Below are 18596 nucleotides of genomic sequence, written 5' to 3' on the forward strand. Positions count from 1 at the left end.
TTGCCCCGGGTCAGTTCCGGCCACGAGGTGATCGCACGCTAGGTCGGCCCCGAAGGGGCGCGACACCCCTATCCCCCCGGGTGTTGACCCTGCCCGGAACCCGCCCGTTCCCGGCTCCGGACGCCGCGCGTCCGCGCCGCCCGGCGCGATGTGCCTGCTGGGCGGGGGTGCGGGCGGGCCCCGGAGCGTTCAGGGGGGTGGTCGGTGTTCTCCGCGCGCGCCCCGGACGCCTTCAATGGCACGCACTGCTGCCCCGGGGCGCCGCCGTCCGGCGCCCCGGTGGCCGAAGAGACGGGTGGAGCATGACAGTTGCCGATGTCAGTGTCCGAGTGGCCGAACTGGGAGCGATCAAGGAGTCCGTCGAGCTGGGCCCGTCCGCGAGCGCCTCCGAGGCGCAGCACGCCCGCGGCAAGCTGACCGTGCGCGAGCGGCTGGACCTGCTGTTCGATCCGGGCACCTTCCGGGAGATAGAGCAGCTGCGCCGGCACCGGGCGACGGGATTCGGCCTGGAGGACCGCAGGCCGCACACCGACGGGGTGGTGACCGGCTGGGGCAAGGTCGACGGCCGCCGGGTGTTCGTGTACGCGCACGACTTCCGGATCTTCGGCGGCTCGCTCGGCGAGGCGCACGCGCAGAAGATCCACAAGGTGATGGACCTCGCGGTGGCGGCGGGCGCCCCGCTGGTATCGCTGAGCGACGGCGCGGGGGCCCGTATCCAGGAGGGCGTCACCGCGCTCGCCGGGTACGGCGGCATCTTCCGCCGCAACGTGGCCGCGTCCGGGGTGATCCCGCAGATCAGCGTGATGCTCGGACCGTGCGCGGGCGGGGCCACGTACTCCCCCGCCCTGACGGACTACGTGTTCATGGTGCGCGACATCGCGCAGATGTACATCACCGGCCCCGACGTGGTGCAGGCGGTGACCGGCGAGAAGATCAGCCACAACGATCTGGGCGGCGCGCAGGTCCACTCCTCGGTCTCCGGCGCGAGCGCGTTCCTGTACGACACCGAGGAGGAGTGCCTGGAGGAGGTGCGCCACCTGCTGTCGCTGCTGCCGTCCAACAACCGCGAGCTGCCGCCCGCCGTGGCCGCCACGGACCCGGCCGACCGGTCGTGCGAGGCGCTGTCGCAGCTGGTGCCGGCCGACCCGAACCGCTCGTACGACATGCGTGCCGTGATCGAGGAGATCGTCGACGACGGCGATCTGTTCGAGGTGCACGCCAACTGGGCGACCAACATCATCTGCGGTCTGGCCCGGCTGGACGGGCACGTGGTGGGCATCGTCGCCAACCAGCCCGCCTCGCTCGCCGGGGTGCTGGACATCAACGCCTCGGAGAAGGCGGCGCGTTTCGTCCAGACCTGCGACGCGTTCAGCGTGCCGCTGGTGACCCTGGTGGACGTGCCGGGCTTCCTGCCGGGCAGCGACCAGGAGCACAGCGGTGTCATCCGGCACGGCGCGAAGCTGCTCTACGCGTACTGCGCGGCGACCGTGCCCCGGGTGCAGATGATCCTGCGCAAGGCGTACGGCGGCGCGTACATCGTCATGGACTCCCGCTCCATCGGCGCGGACCTGTCGTTCGCGTGGCCCACCAACGAGATCGCGGTGATGGGCGCCGAGGGCGCCGCCAACGTGGTCTTCCGCCGGGAGATCGCCGCCGCGGACGACCCGGAGGCGGCCCGCGCCCAGCGCGTCAAGCAGTACCGCCAGGAGCTCATGCACCCGTACTACGCCGCCGAGCGGGGCCTCGTCGACGACGTCATCGACCCGGCCACGACCCGGCAGGTGCTGGTGGACGCCCTGGAGGCACTGCGGGCCAAGCACGTGCCGCTGCCCGAACGCAAGCACGGCAACCCGCCGTTCTAGCCCTACCGCAGAGGAGCACCCCGATGAGCGAGCGGGCCGAACCCCACCTGAGGATCGTGCGCGGCGCCCCGGACAGCACCGAACTCGCCGCCGTCCTCCTCGTGTTGCTCTCCACCACCCGGGGCCGGGGCGACGCCGGGGAGCAGGCCGCGCCCCGGCCCGGGGCCACCTGGGGTCCCGCGCGCGGCTGGCGCCCGCCGGGCACCTGGACCGCCGTGTGAACCCACTACGTAAGGACACCGACCACCCATGAACGGTACGACCACCACCGTGCGGGCGCCCAGCGCCTGGCTGCGCCGCTTCCACCCCGCCGAGGAGGCCCCCGTACGGCTGTTCTGCTTCCCGCACGCGGGCGGCTCGGCCAGCTACTACTTCCCCGTGTCCCGGGCCCTGTCCCCGCAGGCCGACGTGGTGGCCGTGCAGTACCCGGGCCGCCAGGACCGCCGCCACGAGGCGGTCGTGGACGACGTACGGACGCTCGCGGACCGGGTGTTCGCGGAGCTGCGGCCGTGGTGCGACCGACCCGTCGCGCTGTTCGGCCACAGCCTGGGCGCGACCCTGGCCTTCGAGGTGGCGCTGCGGCTGGAGGCGGCCGGCGTGACGCCGGCGGCCCTGTTCGCCTCGGGGCGCCGGGCCCCCTCCCTGCACCGCGAGGACGAGCGGGTCCATCTCGCCCCGGACGAGCGGCTGCTGGCCACGATCAAGCGGATGAGCGGCACGGACCCGGCGGTCCTGGCCGACGACGAGCTGCTGCGGGCCGTGCTGCCGGCGATCCGCGGCGACTACAAGGCCGCGGAGACCTACCGCTACCTCCCCGGCCCCGCGCTGGCCTGCCCGGTCGTGGTGCTCAACGGGGAGAGCGACCCCGAGGTGACCGAGCAGGAGGCCCTTGGCTGGGCCGCTCACACCAAAGGCCCTTGCTCCTTCCGCTCGTTCACCGGCGGTCACTTCTATCTCAACCAGCACGCCTCCGAGGTGATCGAGCTGGTGCGGCAGCAGCTCGCCTGAGGCACACGGCTCCACACCGAAGGGTCCGGCCGCAGTACTGCGGCCGGACCCTTCGGTGTGGAGCCGCTCAGAGCTCGATGCGCGTCCCGTCGGCCGGGATCTCCGCCCCCGCCGCGCACACCTCGCGGTGGGCCGCGGAGCGCGGATCCGCCATCGGGTTGGTGTTGTTGAGGTGTGTGTACGCGAACCTCGTGCCCGGCCGCTCCGCCCGCAGCCGCCCGATGTGGGCCAGGCTCCCGCCCTCCCCGGTCACCGGCAGGTGTCCCATCGCGGCCTGCGCGCCGCTCGCCCCGGCCGCGCGCGTGGCGCCGCCGAACTCCCGGGCCGAATGGAAGGTGCCGTCGAGCAGGACGTATCCGGCCCCGGCGGTGAACTCGTCGAAGCCGGGCGGCCAGGAGGCCAGGCACGGCGCGTACACGAGGACCCCGCCCGTGGCCGGGTCCTCGAATCGGTAGGCGACCACCCAGGGGCCGGCCACCCCGGGCAGCGAGCGCGCGTACTTGGGGCGTTTGTCACCGACCGCGAAGGCGGTCACCCGCAGCCCGCCGACCTCCTGCTCCTTGCCGGCGACGACCTCGGACCACTCTCCTGCGCCGTAGCCGCCGAGGATCCTCCGCACCGGGAACCCCGTGTCCAGCGCCTCGAGCACCGCCTTCGGCGCCCACACCCGCAGCCCGGCCCCTTCCCTGAGCATCATCAGGCCCAGCGTGTGGTCGAGTTCGGCGTCCGTGAGCAGCACACCGCGCACCGGTGTCTCGCGCGGCCCGGGACCGGCCGCCAGCTCGGGGGCGGCGAGGATCTGCGCACGGATGTCGGGCGAGGCGTTGACCAGGTACCACCCGACGCCGTCGGCGCCGACCGCGAGGCCGTCCTGGCACCGGGCGGGCGCTCCCGACGTGCACACCGGGCAGGCGCAGTTCCACTGGGGGCAGCCGCCTCCGGCGGCGGTGCCGAGCAGTACGGCCCTCATCGGCGTACCGCCACCGGTCCGCGCATCACCAGCTCGGGGGGTGTCGCGGGGACGCCCGCCAACATCAGGTCCACGGTGCCGCGCCGGCCGGATCGCGAGCACACCGGGTCGGTGGCCGCGGCGTCCCCGGTGAGCAGGAAGGCCTGGCAGCGGCAGCCGCCGTGGTCGAGGGAGCGCCGGTCGCAGCTCCGGCAGGGGTCGGACATCCACTCCTCGCCGCGATAGGCGTTGAAGGAGCCGGACTCGTACCAGATCTCGGCCAGCGGCCTCTCGGTGACGTTGTCGAGTTCCAGGGTGGTGATCGCGCCCGCCGCAGGGCAGGGCAGCACGGTGCCGTCGGGGGCGACCGTGAGCTGGATCGCCCCCCACCCGTGCATGCACGGCTTGGGGTACGGCTCGTAGTAGTCGGCGAGGACGTACACGATCTCCATCGTGCCCTTCAGCCGTTCCATCGCCGCCCGGACGACCGGTTCGGCAGCGGCCAGCTGCTCACGGGTGGGCATCAGGGCCTCCCGGTTGCGCAGCGCCCAGCCGTAGTACTGGGTGTTGGCGAGCTCCAGCCGGTCCGCGCCCATGCTTGTCGCCAGGTCGATGAAGCCTGCCAGCTGGTCGTGGTTGGCGCGGTGCAGTACGGCGTTGACGGTGAGCGGCAGCCCCTGCCGGCGGATCATCGCCGCGGCGGCGATCTTGTGGTGGTGGGCCTTGGCGCCCGCGAGCCGGTCGGCGCGTGCGGCGTCGGCCCCCTGCACCGACAGCTGTACGTTGTCCAGCCCGCGCTCGACCAGGTCCGCGAGGCGCGCCTCGGTGAGGCCGAGCCCGCTGGTGACGAGGTTGACGTAGCAACCGAGGCCGCTGACGTGCGAGACGAGCTCGGGCAGGTCGCGGCGGGCCAGCGGCTCGCCGCCGGACAGGTGCACCTGGAGGACACCGATCTCGCGGGCCTGGGTGAACACCTCAGCCCACTGCTCGGTGCTCAACTCGCGCTCCCGCTCGATGAGTTCCAGCGGGTTGGAGCAGTACGCGCAGTGCAGCGGACAGCGGTGGGTGAGCTCGGCGAGCAGCCCGAGGGGCGGGGCCGCGTTCTGCGGCCGGGTGGCGGTCAGATCCATCGCACGACGCCCTTCTCAGTGAGCCGCTCCAGGACGGTGCCGACCTCGGTCTCGCGGACTCCGGCGTACCTGGCGCCGAGCACCGCCGTGATCTGCGCGACGTTCGTGGTTCCGTCGCAGAGTTCGAGCACCGAGACGGCGGTCCCGTTGGGCACGAGCACCCCTTCCGGGTGGAGCACGACATGCGTCTGCCGCGTCCTGTCGTAGATGAGCCGCACTCCGCGGCCGAGCACGGGCCTGTCCACGGCCACTCCTTCTGCGGTTGCGGCCACTACTCGCCCGTGGCGGTGGCGCGTTCGACGGCGTCCAGCATCAGCCACAGCAGGTCGCACTTGAAGCGGAGCGCGGCGACGGCCGCGTCCTGCTGCTCCCGTGTCGTGCAGTGCCGGACGACGATGTCCAAGGTGCCCTTGCCCTCACCGGACACGGCCTCGATGCGGTCCGTGAAGTAGGCCAGGTCCGCCGGGCGGATCCAGTCGTAGTGGGCGAGCATGTCGGCGACCCTGCGGCTCATCAGGTGTCCGGCGAACATCTCGGTGAGCCCGGAGGCCACGGCCTCGGCCCACGGCTTGGTCCGGGCGAAGTTCACGTACGCGTCGACCGCGAAGCGCACGCCGGGGACCACGTGCCGCTCGTCGAGCACCTCTTCGCGGCTGAGCCCCACGGCCTCGCACAGCCGCAGCCAGCGCGCGATGCCGCCCTCGTCCCCGGCGGTCCCGTCGTGGTAGGCCAGCCGGTCCACCCAGACCCGCCGGATCTCGGGGAGCGGGCAGTTGCTGATGATCGCCGCGTCCTTCTGCGGCAGCATCCGCTGGTAGTACCAGCGGTTGGCGGCCCACAGCCGCAGCGCCCGCCGGTCGAGCTCGCCGCCGTGCAGCCGCCGGTGGAAGGGATGGCTTCCCCAGTAGGAGGAGGACAGGGCGCGCAGGGCGCTGATGAACTCGGACTCGTCCAGTGTTGCCGTCATGTGTTCTCCCGCCACGGCGGGAGCCGGTCGCCCGGACTCCCGCCCGCCGACTGTGGGTTCACTTCTCCAGACGCGCGGCGTACGCGGTGACCTCGAAAGCCGTCTCGTACGCGACGAAGTCCGGGGTGGTCCACGCCTCGGGGGTCTCCGTGACCTCGGCCATGGGGTGCTCCTTCGCTCGGTGCCCATCGGTTTCCGCCAGGAACCTATGGCCTGGCCCGGGTGCCGGAACTCCCCTAACCGCCCCTAACACCGGACTTTCACCCCTGCGGCCCTCCGAGGCCAGGCGGGTTGACGTGGGCACCGGGCTGAAACCCGATCGGGTGTGTGGCGTTAGTAGGAACGACCACCGCGCCCCGCCCGGCGCGGACCTGCGGTGAAGACGCGTACGAGGAGCAAGATGAGAGTCCCGATGCCGGCCCGACGCGGCCGCGTGAAACTGGCGGCCCGGTGCAAGGAGATCACGGAGACCTCCGCCTTCGGCCTGGCCGTGTTCGGAGTGATCCTGCTCAACGCGGCGCTGATGGGCGTGGAGACGTACAGCGGGGTGGCGCGGGAGTACCGGCCGGTGCTGCAGGCCGCGGAGGACGGCTGCCTGGTCGTGTTCACGCTGGAGATGCTGCTGCGGGTGGGCGCGCACGCCGACCGGCCGAAAGCATTCTTCCGGGACCCCTGGAACCTCTTCGACCTCGCGGTCGTGGCCTCCGCCTTCGTCCCCCTCGTACGCGAGAACACCACCCTGCTGCGGCTGCTGCGGCTGGCCCGGGTCCTGCGCACCGCGCGCTTCCTGCCGCATCTGCGCATCCTGCTGATCGCCGTGGGACGGAGCCTGCCGGGCACCGCCAGCTTCCTGTTCGTGGGCGCGCTGGTGCTGTACGTGTACGCCATGGTCGGCTGGGTCTGCTTCGCGGAGTCCGACCCGCAGCACTACGGCTCCCTGGGCCGCGCCGCGCTCACCCTGTTCCTGCTGACGACGCTCGACGGGCTCACCGACGCGGTGCGGGCCGGGCTGCAGATCTCCCGTCTCAGCATCATCTACTACGCCTCGTACGCCCTGCTCGCCTCCTTCGTGCTGGTGAACGTCCTGATCGGCGTCGTGCTGAACTCCCTGGACGAGGCGCGCGAGATCGAAGCGGAGGCGGGCCGGGTACCGGCCCCGTCCCATGGCGGGGGCGGGCAGGACGTCATGGACTCCAAGAACGCCGAGGGCGTCCGGGAGCGCATCGCCACCGCCCGCCGCGCGCTGGACGAGATCGAGGCCGGCCTCACCACGGGGGAGCTGCCCCCGGCGCGACAGCTGGAGGCCTCGCACACGGGGCCTTAGCCGCGCGGGACCAACGTGGCCAGGACCTGGGGCAGCGGGTACCAGTCGGCGGAGACGATGGAGGCGTGGTGTCCGGCGAGGAGCGCGAGGCGGTCGCGGGCCTGCGCCTCCGTCGGTCGGGTGGCGTCGATGGCCGGCGCGACGTTGTGGGCGTCGGTGGCGATCACCAGGTAATGGTTGCGGTCGTACCAGGCGGTGTCGATCGATCCCCCGGCGTAGGCGCTCGCGTCACCGTCGAAGACGACGAACCACGGGCGCAGGGAGGCGTCGGCGTAGCGGGCGCGGGGGTCGCCCGCCTCGGCCCGGTGCACGGCCGGGAACGCGGCGGCCTCGCCGAGCCGGCCCTGGGCTGCGAGGGAGCGCAGGTGGGTGGCGTACTCCCGGCCGGTCCACAGGGTGTCGGAGCTGTTGCCCTCCTCCACGGTGCCGGGGATCAGCTCCACGATGAACTTCCCGGCGAGCTCGGCGCGGCTGGGCCAGGCTCCGGCGCGGGCGGCGGTGTCGAGGTCGGGGTGGCCGGCCGCCAGCAGGCCGGGGCGGTAGACGGCGTCGCCGAGCCTGCCGGTCAGGAGCGCGTCGAGGTCGGCCGGGCCGCGGCCGAGGTTGGCGGCGAAGCCGTCCTTGAGTTCCAGCTTGAGGACGACGGGCCGGTGGCCGGGGTGGGCGTCGTGCCAGCTGCGGATGTCGGAGAGGCAGCCCGCCAGGTTCTGGTTGCGGGCCTTGGTGCGCAGCTGGGCGGGGGTGGTGGCGTTCTCGCAGTTGTTGTCGTTGCCTGGGGGTCCCCCCGGACGGAGTCTGGGGGAGGATTGTTGCGCGAGACCCGCCACGAACTGCCGAAGAAGTTGGTCCACACGTCGAGCTCGAGCATGGCGGCGCCCGAGTCGAGCGCGTCCGCGAAGTAGGGGTACTTCGCCTTCTCGTAGGCGTTGTGCACGCCGACTCCGGTCGATCCCGCGTAAGGGAGGCCGTCGGAGGGACCCGCCGCGCCGGCGGGGGCCGTGCCCAGCGCGAGGGCGAGCGCCGCCAGTCCCGCGGTCACCGCGCCCGCCATCCGGTTTCGCAGTCTCATGCTTCGGCTCCTGTCACTCCAGTGCGGCTCAAGTCGCTTGAAGATTAGGAGAGTTGAATGAAGCACAGAAAACCAGGGAGTGACCGGGGGTCCCCCGGACGGAGTCCGGGGGAGGGCGGCCGGGGAGCCGCTGTGAGAACGGACACGTCCGGTGTGCGGAACCCGTCCCGCGACTCTCCCCTCGAACGAAGCGTCGGACGCGTCTGAGGGCCGGGAGTGCCACATGTTCAGCAAGGTGCACGGGCGGGCCATACGGGCCACCGTGCTGGTCGGCGTCCTCGGCGCACTGGTCCTCGTGGGCGCGGGGTACCTGTGGGAGCTGCGCGGCATGGCCGCGAACCGCGCGGACGGCGACGCCGCGCGGGGCGTCTACCAGCAGGACCCCGAGCGTGCCGACCGGACGGCGGGCGCCGTGCTGGACGGGATCGCCCGCGAGGACCCGAACCCGCCGGCGGACGGCAAGGCCTTCGCCGACGGCGTCGCCTCGGCGGACTGGCGGTCCGCCGGGTGGCAGCCCTCCGACCCCCTGGAGGCCCGGCCCGCGCCGGCCGAGCCGGCGGTCGGGGCGCTCTTCTCCCCCGGCACCGACGGCGACCCCGACCACCACTGCTCGGCGGGCGTGGTCCACTCCCCCCAGGGCGACCTGATCGTCACCGCCGCCCACTGCGTGTACACCGGCGGCTTCCGCACCAACCTGGCCTTCGCCCCCGGCTACCGGGACGGCGTGGCTCCGTACGGGATCTGGGTGCCCACCCGGATCGACGTGGACCCGCGCTGGACCGAGGACCAGGACCCCGACCACGACGTCGCCTTCATCCGGCTGCGCCGCCCCGGCTACCCGGGCCAGCGGCTGGAGGACGTCACCGGAGCCGCGACGATCGCCTTCCGGACCGAACTGCCCGTGCCCGCAAGGCTCGTGGGCTACCCCAACGACTCCGAGGAGCCGCTGGACTGCCGCAACACCGCCCGCGCCGCGGGCCCGGCGCAGCTGCGCTTCGACTGCGCGGACGTGCCGAACGGCACCAGCGGCGGCCCGGTGCTGACCGACGGGCACACGCTGATCGGGGTGATCGGCGGCCGCGACGGCGGGGGCGACGAGGAGACCTCGTACAGCAGCTACTTCGGTGACGCCGTCCGGGCCCTGTACGAGCGCGCCACGGCGTCCTAGGGCTCGCACCCAGGTGGCACGGGTCCGCGAGCCGGAACCCTTTTCTAGAATGACCTTCTATTTACAGGTCTTGCTAGTCTCTCCGGCACGCCCAGCAGGGCCGCCAGCCCACGCACACCGACGGGACCGACATGTCTCCTAAGCAACAACGCGGCGAGGCCACCGTCGACCAGCTCCTGACCGCCGCGCTGCGGGTGTTCGCCGAGTCCGGCCAGCAGGGGTTCACGGTGAACGCGGTCGTCTCGGCCAGCGGGGTGAGCCTGGGCAGCCTCTACCACCACTTCGGCAATTTCGACGGCCTGGCCGCCGCCCTCTACATCCGGTGCATGGACCAGCTGTGCGACGACATGGTCGCCGCCCTGACCCGCTGCCGGACCGCCCGCACCGGCGTCCAGGCGTGGGTGAGCTCCTACCTGCGCTTCACCCAGGAGCACCGGGACGTCGCCCTGTTCCTGCACGCCTCTGCCTACTCCGGCTACCTCGTGGCCCACGCGGAGGAGATCGGCGCGGCCAAGGCGGAGAAGTTCGCGTCCATCATGCAGTGGCTTGGGGTGCGCATGGAGCGCGGCGAGATCGCCCCCCTCCCGGCCCCCGTGATCGAGGTCATGGTCATGGGCCCCCTCACCGAGGCGGCACGCCGCTGGCTGTCCAGCACCTACGAGATCGACCTGACGGAGGCCGCCCGCCACCTCCCGGAACTCATCTGGCGCGCCCTGCGCCCCGACCAGCCCTAGAGGGTGCCGGGCGGGCCGTGATGGGCCGGGTAGGCGGTGGTCCGCGGGGCCGTCGGGGTGCGCCACTTGGACAGGACGCGGAACATCGTGGACGGGCCGAGCAGGGTGTTGGGCGAGGTGGACAGCGACAGGACCCCGAAGAACCGGCCCGCGACGGCCGGGTCGGTGTTGGCGCCCACCATCACCCGTGACATGTAACGCTGCAGGACCCGGGTGGTCCGGTCCGCGGGCGGGCCCTCCGTCTCCGGGTACCTCAGATCCTCGCTGGTGGCGATCTGCCAGGCCACCTCGGACGCCGCCGTCGTCCTGCGCTGGATCCGCCCGGCGGCCGCGGGGACGGCCGCGGTGTCCATGGTGCGGATCTCCTTGCGCAGGGCGTCCGCCGCCAGGGCGGCCACCGTCATCCCGTGCCCGTACACCGGGTTGAACCGGCAGGCCGCGTCGCCGAGCGCGATGAAGCCGGCCGGGCGGCGCGCGAGGCGCTCGTAGTGCCGCCACTCGTTCGCGGTGCGCCGGAAGCCGGCCGTCGAAGAGAGCGGTGTCGCCCCGCGGAGCGCGTCGTACAGGGCCGGACTGCGCAGGCTGCGGGCGAAGCCGAGGAACTCCTCGTCGCCGGTGGGCGGGGCGTGCTCGCCGTTGCCGACGAGCGTCGCGAGCCAGCGGTCGCCGTCCAGCGGGACCAGCACGCCCCCGCGCGGGCTGTCCGGCCGCCCCTGTACGTACATCCCGTGCCAGCGCCGCGCGGGGTCGGGCGGGATGGTGAAGTACCGGCTGGAGTAGCCGAGATGGGAGTCGTAGCGGGTGGTCTCCGGCGCCTGGTGGCCGAGGGCGGTGAGCCAGGCGGGGGCCTTGGAGGTGCGTCCGGTCGCGTCGACGACGAACCGCGCGGGCAGGGGGTCGCCGCCGCGCAGCCGCACGCCGGTGATCGAGCGGCCGTCCGGTCCGCCGACGAGTCCGGTGGCCAGGCATCCGTCCCGGATGCGGATGCGCCGGTCGCGCAGCACCTCGCCGCGTATCGTCCAGTCGAGCAGCTCCCGGCTGCCGAGCAGGATCCGGGCACCGGGCAGCGGGCCGAACCAGTCCGCGGGGCTCAGCCACAGGAAGTCCTTCGGCGACTCGAGCAGCGCGGCGCCGCCCGCGAGCAGCTTGTCCGTGATCCCGGGCAGCAGTTCCTCGATCACCTCCACGCCGCGCGACCACAGCACGTGCGCGTGCCGGGACTGCGGCACGCCGGGCCGGAACGCCGGGCCGTCGGCGGGCAGTTCGTCCCGCTCCACCACGGTCACGCGCGCGAACCGCTCCGCGAGCACCCGCGCCGCCAGCAGCCCGGCCAGACCCGCGCCGAGCACCACCGCATGGTCGTGGGGGACTTCTATGTGGTTGTCCGGAGTGTCGTCCATGGCACCGAGTGTCCGGTGCCCGGGGCGCCCCGGTCAGGTCCCGCCCGGGGCGCCCGGAGGCGTCCCGGGGGCGGACGGGGGCGCTCAGGAGCAGAGCACCGTCCGGATCAGCGCGGCAGGGATCCGTACGAGACCCCCGTGAGCTTCTCGGAGGCGGCCCAGAGCTGCTCGCCGGACGTGTCGTCGAGGGTCCATTTCGCCCGCCAGGAGCGGGCGGGTGCGCCGCGCCAGCCGAACCGCGGGCCGATGAACGCGTCCTGCCGGACTCCGGGCGCGGTGGCCGCGTACAGCGTGGGCAGGGCGCCCCCGGTGGCGGGCTGCGCGACGACGTCGTTGGCGATCGCCACCCCGCGCGCGTAGAGCGTGCTGCCGTCCCGCGTCGCACCGGCGTGCAGGTTGGTCGACGCGTAACCGGGGTGGGCGGCGGCCGCGAGCATGTCGGATCCGGCGGCGGTGAAGCGGCGCGACAGCTCGTGGGTGAAGAGCAGATTGGCCGTCTTGGAGCGGCCGTAGGCGACCCAGCGCCGGTAGCCGCGCTCGTATCCCAGGTCGTCGAGGTCCACGTTCCCCAGCGCATGGAAGCCGCTGGATACGTTGACGATCCGCGCCCCGGGGGCGGCGGCCCGCAGCCGCGGCAGCAGCAGTCCGGTCAGCGCGAAGTGCCCGAGGTGGTTGACCCCGAGCTGCGTCTCGAACCCGTCGGCCGTCCGCCCGTAGGGCAGCGCCATCACGCCCGCGTTGTTGATCAGCAGGTCCAGGGCGGCACGGCGCTCCCCGAACGCCTTCGCGAACTCCCGTACGGATGCCAGGTCCGCGAGGTCGAGCGCGGCGAACTCCACCTCGGCGCCCGGCACTTCGGCGCGCAGCCGGACCTCGGCGGCCTTCCCGCGCGCGGCGCTGCGGCAGGCCAGCACCACGCTCGCCCCCCGCCGGGCGAGCTCGCGGGCGGCCACGTAGCCGATCCCGCTGTTGGCCCCGGTCACGACGGCCGTCCGGCCGCTCTGGTCGGGGATGTTCGTGGCGTTCCAGCCGGGCATGGCAGCTCCCTCGCGAACGGTTGGGTTACCGAGGGTAGACGGGCCCGGGCCGGGGGCGGGAGCGGGGGCCGTACGGGCAGGCGTCGACGCAGGCCAGTAGGCTGCCGTCCGCCAGCCTTCCGCTTTCCCCTTCCCGTTCCGAGGTACCGCGCAGTGAGCTCCGCACCGCCCTCCATACCCGTCACGGTCGTCGGCCTCGGCGCCGACGGCTGGGCCGGGCTCACCGCCGCCGCGCGGTCCGCGCTGTCCTCGGCCCAGGTGCTGATCGGCGGGCCGCGCCAGCTGAACCTGCTGCCGGCCGGCGAGTGCCCCGGTGAGCGGGTGGCGTGGCCGAGCCCGCTGCGGCCGGCCGTGCCGAAGCTGATGGCCGAGCACGCGGGCCGCCGGATCGCGGTGCTGGCCAGCGGCGACCCGATGTTCTACGGGATCGGCCGCGCCCTCGCCCAGGAGCTCGGCCCGGACGCCCTCACGGTCCACCCGCACCCCTCCTCCGTCTCGTACGCCTGCGCCCGCCTGGGCTGGCCGGTGGAGGACACCGAGGTGCTCACGGTCGTCGGCCGCCCGGTGGCCCGGCTCGCGGCCGCCCTGTACGAGGGACGCCGGGTGCTGGTGCTCAGTGCCGGAGCGGGGTCCCCGGACGAGATCGCCGCTCTGCTTCGGGAGCGGGGCTTCGGCCCGAGCCGGATCCGGGTGCTGGAGCAGCTCGGCTCCGAGCGCGAGGACACGTACGAGGGCCTCGCCGACGGCTGGGACCACCCGCCGGGCGACCCGCTGAACGTGGTGGCCGTGGAGTGCCGCCGGGACCCCGCCCACCCGGCGCCCCGGCTCGGTGCGACCCCCGGCCTGCCGGACGCCGCATACGAGCACGACGGGCAGCTCACCAAGCGCCGCGTCCGCGCCGCGACCCTGTGCGCGCTGGGCCCGGCCCCGGGCGAGCTGCTGTGGGACATCGGCGGCGGCTCCGGTTCCATCGGCATCGAGTGGATGCGTACGCACCCCTCCTGCCGTGCGGTGGCCGTGGAGCGGGTCCCGGAGCGAGCGGCCCGCATCACCCGCAACGCGGCGGCGCTCGGTGTGCCCGGCCTGCGCGTGGTCGTCGGCTCGGCGCCCGACGCCCTCGGCGGGCTCCCCGCCCCCGACGCGGTGTTCATCGGCGGCGGACTGACCGCGCCGGGACTGCTGGACGCGGCCTGGGCGGCGCTGACCCCCGGCGGCCGGCTGGTGGTCAACACCGTCACCCTGGAGTCCGAGGCGGTCCTCACCGACCGCTACCGGCGCCACGGCGGCGAACTGGTGAAGCTCTCGGTCGCGCACGCGGTGCCGGTCGGCGGTTTCACGGGGTGGCGGCAGGCCATGCCGGTGACCCAGTGGTCAGTGACGAAGCCGGCGAAGTCGGCGAAGTCGGCGGAACCGACGAACTCGACGAACGAGAAGGATCAAGCATGACCGTGTACTTCATCGGCGCGGGCCCCGGCGCCGCCGACCTGATCACGGTGCGCGGTGCCCGGACGCTGGCCGCCGCCCCCGTCTGCCTGTACGCGGGCAGCCTGGTCCCGCGCGAACTGCTGGCCGAGTGCCCGCCGGACGCGCGACTGGTCGACACCTCGCAGCTGAACCTGGACGAGATCATCGCCGAGTGCGTACGGGCGCACGCGGCGGGCCAGGACGTCGCGCGGCTGCACTCCGGCGACCCGTCGATCTTCAGCGCGGTCGCGGAGCAGATGCGGCGGCTCGACGCGGCCGGCATCCCCTACGAGGTCGTCCCGGGCGTACCGGCCTTCGCCGCCGCGGCCGCCGCGCTGAAGCGGGAACTGACCGTCCCCACCGTCGGCCAGACGGTGATCCTGACCCGCATCGCACAGCAGGCCACCCCGATGCCGCCCGGCGAGGACCTGGCCACGCTGGGCCGCAGCGGCGCGCTGCTGGTGCTGCACCTGGCCACCCGCTACGTGGACCGGGTCGTCGGCGAACTGCTGCCGCACTACGGGGCCGAGTGCCCGGTGGCGGTGGTGGCGATGGCCAGCCGCCCCGACGAGCTGATCCTGCGCGGCACGCTCGCCGACATCGCGGCTCAGGTGAAGGAGGCGGGCCTGGTCCGCACCGCGGTCATCCTGGTGGGCCGCACCCTGGGCGCCGAGCAGTTCCGGGACAGCCACCTGTACTCCCCCGAGCGCGACCGGCATGTCTGCTGAACCGCACCCCCTCCCCGCCCACCACGTCCTGATCCTCGGCGGTACGACCGAGGCCAGGCAGCTCGCGGAAGCGCTGGCAGCCGACCCCTCGGTCCGGGTGACCACTTCGCTCGCGGGCCGGGTCACCTCGCCGGTGCTCCCGCCGGGCGAGATCCGCATCGGCGGCTTCGGCGGCATCGCGGGCCTCGCGGGCTGGATCGTCGGCCACGACGTCACCCGCGTCATCGACGCCACCCACCCGTTCGCGGAGCGGATGAGTTTCCACGCCTCCGAGGCGGAGGCGCTCACGGGCGTACCGCTGCTGGCGCTGCGGCGCCCCGGCTGGACTCCGCAGCAGGGCGACGACTGGAGGTTCGCCGGCTCCCTCGAGGAGGCGGCCTCGGTACTGCCCTCGCTCGGCGGCCGGGTGTTCCTGACCACCGGCCGGATGGGGCTGCACACCTTCGCGCACCTGACCGACACCTGGTTCCTGGTGCGCTCGGTGGACCCTCCGGCCGCGCCGGCGCCGCCGCAGCTCGAAGTCCTGCTCGCCCGGGGCCCGTTCACCCTCGACGACGAGCGGGAACTGCTCGCCCGCCACCGGATCGGCGTGCTGGTCACCAAGGACAGCGGCGGCTCGGCCACCGCCCCCAAGCTCACGGCCGCCCGCGAGGCGGGCATCCCGGTCCTCGTCGTACGCCGCCCCGCCGTCCCGGAGGGCGTACGGGAGGCGGATTCGGTGGCCGCGGCCCTGCGGTGGCTCGGGGTCGCCGAACCCTCTTGACGCGGGGAACCGTTCGGGGCCGGTTCCCAAGGGTCACCCGCCGCGCGCCTTGTGCCTGAGGACCTGCACCTCGTACGGGAGCGTCACGAACTCCGCGAGCCCGAGCGCACCCTGGGTACTGGCGTCCATGCGCCGGGCCCGGCTGACCGTCGCTGCCGGATCTTCGTTCGTCAGCCACTTCAGCACGAGGACCGCGAAGTCGTTGAGAAGGGACATGTGGTCCGGCAGGCTCTCCGGGTCCGCGGACGTCGCACCCATCACGAATGTGGCGATCTGGTTCGGGAGGGTGTCGGGCGAGCCGACCAGGAGCGCCTCCTTGACCGCACCGACCACTTCGGGCAACGCCCTGGACCACTGGCGTTCCCCGCCCTCTCCGCACATCGTGGTTCCCCACCCGGCGGCCGCCCACAGGGCCTCCGCGTCGCCCAGCCGGATCGCGCAGTCGACCAGGTGCGCCAGGAAGACGGAGCCCACTTCGGTGGCTCCGCGGCCGACCACGGCGGACACCGCCTCACGGTAGTGCGGCAGCGCCTCGGCATGCCGTTCCATGAGCGTGTACACCTGGCCGAGGTCGTCGTGGCACTCGGCGACGGCCGTCCGGGCGCCCAATTTCTTCGCCAGCGCCAGGGCGGAGAGAGAGCAGCCCCCGGCGGCCCTGAGGTCGCCCTTGCCGCGGTAGCAAGCGGTGAGTGTCCTGAGCGCCGACAGTTCTCCCCGTTCGTCCTGGCAGCTTCGGTAGGTCTCCAGCGCTTCGATGACCTCGGTGGTGGCCGTGTCGAAATCGCCGTCCACTTGGTGGAGCGTGCTTCGCTGGAGCAGGAACGAGGCCTGGTCCTCCCGGCCTTCCAGCCGTACCGCCAGGGCGTGGCCCTGCTCGGCGTACGCCATCGCCTCGGGGTAGCGGCCGAAACGCATCATGAGCGGGCCGAGCGTACCCAGGGTCCGCATCAGGCCTTGATCGTCATGCTGTTCGGTGAAGAGATCACGTGCGTCACCGGCCGAGCGCAGCGCTCTGTCGTAGTCGCCCTGGCTCATCAGCAGGGAAGCCATCACCAGCAACACGTTCGCACGGTTTTCTCCGGCGGCCGGTAGCGCATGCTGAGTTCGAGGTCGGCCAGGGCTTCCGCGCGGGCGCCGCGCTGCTGATGGAGGAGTCCGGCCAGCTCGAACCGGTCGGCCCGACGGCGATCGGTCACCGGTGCCGGCAGATCGAGTTCTTCGAGCGTCGCGTCGATCTGTGCGATCAACGCGGGGATGTCATCGGATTGTTCACCCTGTGACTGTGCGAGCAGCCAGGCGAGCCGCAGCTCCCACACCAGCGCGTCCACGTACGCCAGGGTCCGTGCGTGCTCGGTGCCCTCCACCGTGCGGCGCAACGCGGTCATCTCCCGGTACAGCACCTGCACCGCGACACTCCGGCTCCCCGACGTCCGGTTCAGGAACTTCAGTGCCGCGCGGCCGAGCACGAGGCAGTGGGCCAGTACGGCCTCGCCCCCGGTGACCTGGTCGGGCCATTGGTCCAACCGCCCGTTCACGGTGCCCACGTAGATGTACGAGCGGTCGATGCCCTGGGGCGCGCCGGTGCCGACGATGGCCTCGGCGGCCGGTGTCTGCTGAGCGGTGAGCCGGTCCATGACGACGCGGGCGAAGTCGGCGGCCGGCCGGGCGGGGATGTCCCACAGAGTGCCGATGTAGCCGCGCGCGCCGATCCTGATGAACTCGCGGCCGACACCCGTCCATGACTGGCAGGAGTTGTCGCCGGTGTTCTCGACGAGGACGGCCTCTCCACTCGCCGGGCCGGCGTCGGCGAACGGGTCACCGGGGGGCGGCGTGTGGGGACGGTCGACCGCGCGGAGGGCAGCGCCGGTACGCAGGGCGGTGAACAGGGCGGACACGTAGCAGGAGGGGTCGTCGACGGGTACCTCCAGGACCCGCTCGGGCTCGCTGCCGGGATCCGGATCGCGCAGCAACCGCCAAGCGGCGGTGGTGAGGTCGCGCAGGCCCACTCCCGTGAGGCGCAGCTTGACCGGCACGTCCGCGAACATCCGTCCGTCATCGTCGTCGGGCACACGCCCGTTGGCGGCCGCGTACCGGTCGTACGCGTCGTCCAGAGCGGGGTCGTGGATGCCCAGCTCGTGCGGGGCGAAGTCGTGCAGGAACACGGCCCGTCTGATCCCCATGCGGGAGATCAGCCGCGAGGTCATCTCGTTGCGTTTGGCCCAGGACCGGTAAGGAGTCAGCATCGAAGCGAGCCATCTCAGGTCGGCCAGCCGCTGCAGCATCTCGCGCTGTGCTTCCGGACCGCCCGCCAGCGCCTGGGCGCCGGCGGTATCGGTGCCGATGCCGGCCATCACCTTTCGTTCGAGCTCCTGATGCAGCTCGTAGAAGTCGATGTGGTGCTCCCTGGGCACCGGCGGCGGCTCGATCGCGATGACCGGCGTCAGACGGTCGCCCGGCAGGCACGAGGCGACGACGGCCGCCTCCCGCAACTGGTCCGGGCGGCACACGACGATCGTGTCACCGGCGGCGAAGACGGGCCAGCTGGTGACCGTCAGGTTCACTTCGCTTGTGCCTGCCGGGAGCCGCACGCGCACGGCGCCGCGGTCCACCGTGAACGGGGCCGTGGTCTCGACGGAGAGCTTGACCTCGTCCGGAAGCGTGAAGGCGGCTCCCCCGGGGCCGGGCCGCCCGGCCGCGTCGACCCGTAAGCACCAGTCCATCGGCTCGCGCAGGTCGAACCGCTGCCGGAGCACCGTGGTGCCCTTGTCCGGTCCCGCGTCGAGTTCGATGTCCCGGAAGCCGGTCCCGAGCGCCTGCCGCAGCGGGGACTCCGCCGGGCCGTTCGGCGGCAGCGGTCCGAAGCTCACGTACGGGGACAGCAGCTCTTCGCGGAGGGCGAGCGTGGGTTTCCGGTGAAGGCCCAGCAGGATGCCGGTGAGCGCACCGTCTTCGTAGCGGAACCTGATCGCGTGCGGTGCTCCGAGGTACACCGT

General features: G+C 73.0%; 18 protein-coding genes and 1 pseudogene. 9 read left to right on the forward strand and 10 right to left on the reverse strand.

The features are described from left to right. The first annotated feature begins 302 nt into the window (after positions 1-302). The 3 genes from JIW86_RS11140 to JIW86_RS11150 are packed head-to-tail and all read left to right on the forward strand — an operon-like array spanning position 303 to position 2870. Positions 303-1862 carry an acyl-CoA carboxylase subunit beta gene (locus tag JIW86_RS11140; RefSeq protein WP_215146404.1) on the forward strand — a complete coding sequence of 520 codons (1560 nt, stop codon included), beginning with the start codon at positions 303-305 and terminating at the stop codon, positions 1860-1862. A 23-nt stretch (positions 1863-1885) separates the two neighbouring features. Next, the gene (locus JIW86_RS11145) at positions 1886-2083 is read left to right on the forward strand and encodes an acyl-CoA carboxylase epsilon subunit (RefSeq protein ID WP_257553614.1); all 198 of its coding nucleotides are present in this window, start codon (positions 1886-1888) and stop codon (positions 2081-2083) included. Positions 2084-2111: 28 nt separating this feature from the next. Beyond that, entirely contained in the window at positions 2112-2870 is a 759-nt protein-coding gene (locus tag JIW86_RS11150; protein ID WP_257553615.1) for a thioesterase II family protein, read from the forward strand. A gap of 67 nt (positions 2871-2937) precedes the next feature. Here the strand turns inward: JIW86_RS11150 and pqqB are convergent, their stop codons facing one another. From pqqB to pqqA, 5 genes are read right to left on the reverse strand one after another with little or no spacing between them, the layout of a single operon-like run. Continuing rightward, positions 2938-3840, reverse strand: coding sequence for a pyrroloquinoline quinone biosynthesis protein PqqB (gene pqqB, locus JIW86_RS11155; RefSeq protein WP_257553616.1), 903 nt, complete (start codon positions 3838-3840; stop codon positions 2938-2940). After that, entirely contained in the window at positions 3837-4949 is a 1113-nt protein-coding gene (gene pqqE / locus JIW86_RS11160) for a pyrroloquinoline quinone biosynthesis protein PqqE (RefSeq protein ID WP_257553617.1), read from the reverse strand. The genes pqqB and pqqE overlap by 4 nt, the downstream gene beginning before the upstream one ends. Then, positions 4940-5194 (reverse strand): pyrroloquinoline quinone biosynthesis peptide chaperone PqqD, encoded by a 255-nt coding sequence (pqqD, locus tag JIW86_RS11165; protein ID WP_257553618.1) that lies wholly within the window; start codon positions 5192-5194, stop codon positions 4940-4942. The genes pqqE and pqqD overlap by 10 nt, the downstream gene beginning before the upstream one ends. Positions 5195-5220: 26 nt before the next feature. Continuing rightward, positions 5221-5916, reverse strand: a complete 696-nt coding sequence (gene pqqC, locus JIW86_RS11170; protein WP_215146398.1) for a pyrroloquinoline-quinone synthase PqqC — start codon at positions 5914-5916, stop codon at positions 5221-5223. Positions 5917-5974: 58 nt separating this feature from the next. Beyond that, a complete protein-coding gene (gene pqqA, locus JIW86_RS11175; RefSeq protein ID WP_215146397.1) occupies positions 5975-6079 on the reverse strand; it encodes a pyrroloquinoline quinone precursor peptide PqqA in 105 nt (34 codons plus the stop codon). A gap of 249 nt (positions 6080-6328) precedes the next feature. Here pqqA and JIW86_RS11180 point away from each other — a divergent pair, with 249 nt between their 5' ends. Next, entirely contained in the window at positions 6329-7240 is a 912-nt protein-coding gene (locus JIW86_RS11180; RefSeq protein ID WP_257553619.1) for an ion transporter, read from the forward strand. On the opposite strand, the pseudogene JIW86_RS11185 reads toward JIW86_RS11180, so the two are convergent. Continuing rightward, positions 7237-8309 (reverse strand): annotated as a pseudogene (locus JIW86_RS11185) (phosphatidylinositol-specific phospholipase C domain-containing protein). The gene JIW86_RS11180 and the pseudogene JIW86_RS11185 sit on opposite strands and share 4 nt — an antisense overlap. A 223-nt stretch (positions 8310-8532) precedes the next feature. Between JIW86_RS11185 and JIW86_RS11190 the strand changes: the two are divergent. Beyond that, positions 8533-9477, forward strand: a complete 945-nt coding sequence (locus tag JIW86_RS11190) for a trypsin-like serine peptidase (protein WP_257553620.1) — start codon at positions 8533-8535, stop codon at positions 9475-9477. A gap of 131 nt (positions 9478-9608) precedes the next feature. Then, positions 9609-10211, forward strand: a complete 603-nt coding sequence (locus tag JIW86_RS11195; RefSeq protein ID WP_257553621.1) for a TetR/AcrR family transcriptional regulator — start codon at positions 9609-9611, stop codon at positions 10209-10211. On the opposite strand, the gene JIW86_RS11200 is transcribed toward JIW86_RS11195, so the two are convergent. Both JIW86_RS11200 and JIW86_RS11205 read right to left on the reverse strand, forming a co-directional pair. Then, entirely contained in the window at positions 10208-11611 is a 1404-nt protein-coding gene (locus tag JIW86_RS11200; RefSeq protein ID WP_257553622.1) for an NAD(P)/FAD-dependent oxidoreductase, read from the reverse strand. The two genes, JIW86_RS11195 and JIW86_RS11200, sit on opposite strands and share 4 nt — an antisense overlap. A gap of 107 nt (positions 11612-11718) precedes the next feature. Then, positions 11719-12648: an oxidoreductase gene (locus JIW86_RS11205; protein WP_257553623.1), complete on the reverse strand. Its 930-nt coding sequence runs from the start codon at positions 12646-12648 to the stop codon at positions 11719-11721. Between the two features lie 153 nt (positions 12649-12801). Here JIW86_RS11205 and cbiE point away from each other — a divergent pair, with 153 nt between their 5' ends. From cbiE to JIW86_RS11220, 3 genes are read left to right on the forward strand one after another with little or no spacing between them, the layout of a single operon-like run. Further along, positions 12802-14094 carry a precorrin-6y C5,15-methyltransferase (decarboxylating) subunit CbiE gene (gene cbiE / locus JIW86_RS11210; RefSeq protein ID WP_257553624.1) on the forward strand — a complete coding sequence of 431 codons (1293 nt, stop codon included), beginning with the start codon at positions 12802-12804 and terminating at the stop codon, positions 14092-14094. Then, positions 14091-14840 carry a precorrin-4 C(11)-methyltransferase gene (gene cobM, locus JIW86_RS11215; protein ID WP_257553625.1) on the forward strand — a complete coding sequence of 250 codons (750 nt, stop codon included), beginning with the start codon at positions 14091-14093 and terminating at the stop codon, positions 14838-14840. Before cbiE ends, cobM begins: the two co-directional genes overlap by 4 nt. Next, positions 14830-15603, forward strand: a complete 774-nt coding sequence (locus JIW86_RS11220) for a cobalt-precorrin-6A reductase (RefSeq protein WP_257553626.1) — start codon at positions 14830-14832, stop codon at positions 15601-15603. Before cobM ends, JIW86_RS11220 begins: the two co-directional genes overlap by 11 nt. Before the next feature lie 33 nt (positions 15604-15636). Here the strand turns inward: JIW86_RS11220 and JIW86_RS11225 are convergent, their stop codons facing one another. Both JIW86_RS11225 and JIW86_RS11230 read right to left on the reverse strand, forming a co-directional pair. Then, positions 15637-16653, reverse strand: coding sequence for a tetratricopeptide repeat protein (locus tag JIW86_RS11225; protein ID WP_257553627.1), 1017 nt, complete (start codon positions 16651-16653; stop codon positions 15637-15639). Continuing rightward, a complete protein-coding gene (locus JIW86_RS11230; protein ID WP_257553628.1) occupies positions 16653-18593 on the reverse strand; it encodes a hypothetical protein in 1941 nt (646 codons plus the stop codon). The genes JIW86_RS11225 and JIW86_RS11230 overlap by 1 nt, the downstream gene beginning before the upstream one ends. Positions 18594-18596 lie beyond the last annotated feature (3 nt).

This window comes from Streptomyces sp. NBC_00162 (assembly GCF_024611995.1).
In the GTDB taxonomy this organism is placed as follows: Bacteria; Actinomycetota; Actinomycetes; order Streptomycetales; family Streptomycetaceae; genus Streptomyces.

Coding starts and splice junctions, on each gene's coding strand:
- JIW86_RS11150 (WP_257553615.1), top strand. CDS start 2,112: ATGAACGGTACGACCACCACCGTGCGGGCGCCCAGCGCCTGGCTGCGC.
- JIW86_RS11145 (WP_257553614.1), top strand. CDS start 1,886: ATGAGCGAGCGGGCCGAACCCCACCTGAGGATCGTGCGCGGCGCCCCG.
- pqqB (WP_257553616.1), bottom strand. CDS start 3,840: ATGAGGGCCGTACTGCTCGGCACCGCCGCCGGAGGCGGCTGCCCCCAG.
- JIW86_RS11180 (WP_257553619.1), top strand. CDS start 6,329: ATGCCGGCCCGACGCGGCCGCGTGAAACTGGCGGCCCGGTGCAAGGAG.
- pqqA (WP_215146397.1), bottom strand. CDS start 6,079: ATGGCCGAGGTCACGGAGACCCCCGAGGCGTGGACCACCCCGGACTTC.
- JIW86_RS11200 (WP_257553622.1), bottom strand. CDS start 11,611: ATGGACGACACTCCGGACAACCACATAGAAGTCCCCCACGACCATGCG.
- cobM (WP_257553625.1), top strand. CDS start 14,091: ATGACCGTGTACTTCATCGGCGCGGGCCCCGGCGCCGCCGACCTGATC.
- JIW86_RS11220 (WP_257553626.1), top strand. CDS start 14,830: ATGTCTGCTGAACCGCACCCCCTCCCCGCCCACCACGTCCTGATCCTC.
- JIW86_RS11140 (WP_215146404.1), top strand. CDS start 303: ATGACAGTTGCCGATGTCAGTGTCCGAGTGGCCGAACTGGGAGCGATC.
- JIW86_RS11225 (WP_257553627.1), bottom strand. CDS start 16,653: ATGGCTTCCCTGCTGATGAGCCAGGGCGACTACGACAGAGCGCTGCGC.
- pqqE (WP_257553617.1), bottom strand. CDS start 4,949: ATGGATCTGACCGCCACCCGGCCGCAGAACGCGGCCCCGCCCCTCGGG.
- JIW86_RS11190 (WP_257553620.1), top strand. CDS start 8,533: ATGTTCAGCAAGGTGCACGGGCGGGCCATACGGGCCACCGTGCTGGTC.
- pqqC (WP_215146398.1), bottom strand. CDS start 5,916: ATGACGGCAACACTGGACGAGTCCGAGTTCATCAGCGCCCTGCGCGCC.
- JIW86_RS11205 (WP_257553623.1), bottom strand. CDS start 12,648: ATGCCCGGCTGGAACGCCACGAACATCCCCGACCAGAGCGGCCGGACG.
- JIW86_RS11195 (WP_257553621.1), top strand. CDS start 9,609: ATGTCTCCTAAGCAACAACGCGGCGAGGCCACCGTCGACCAGCTCCTG.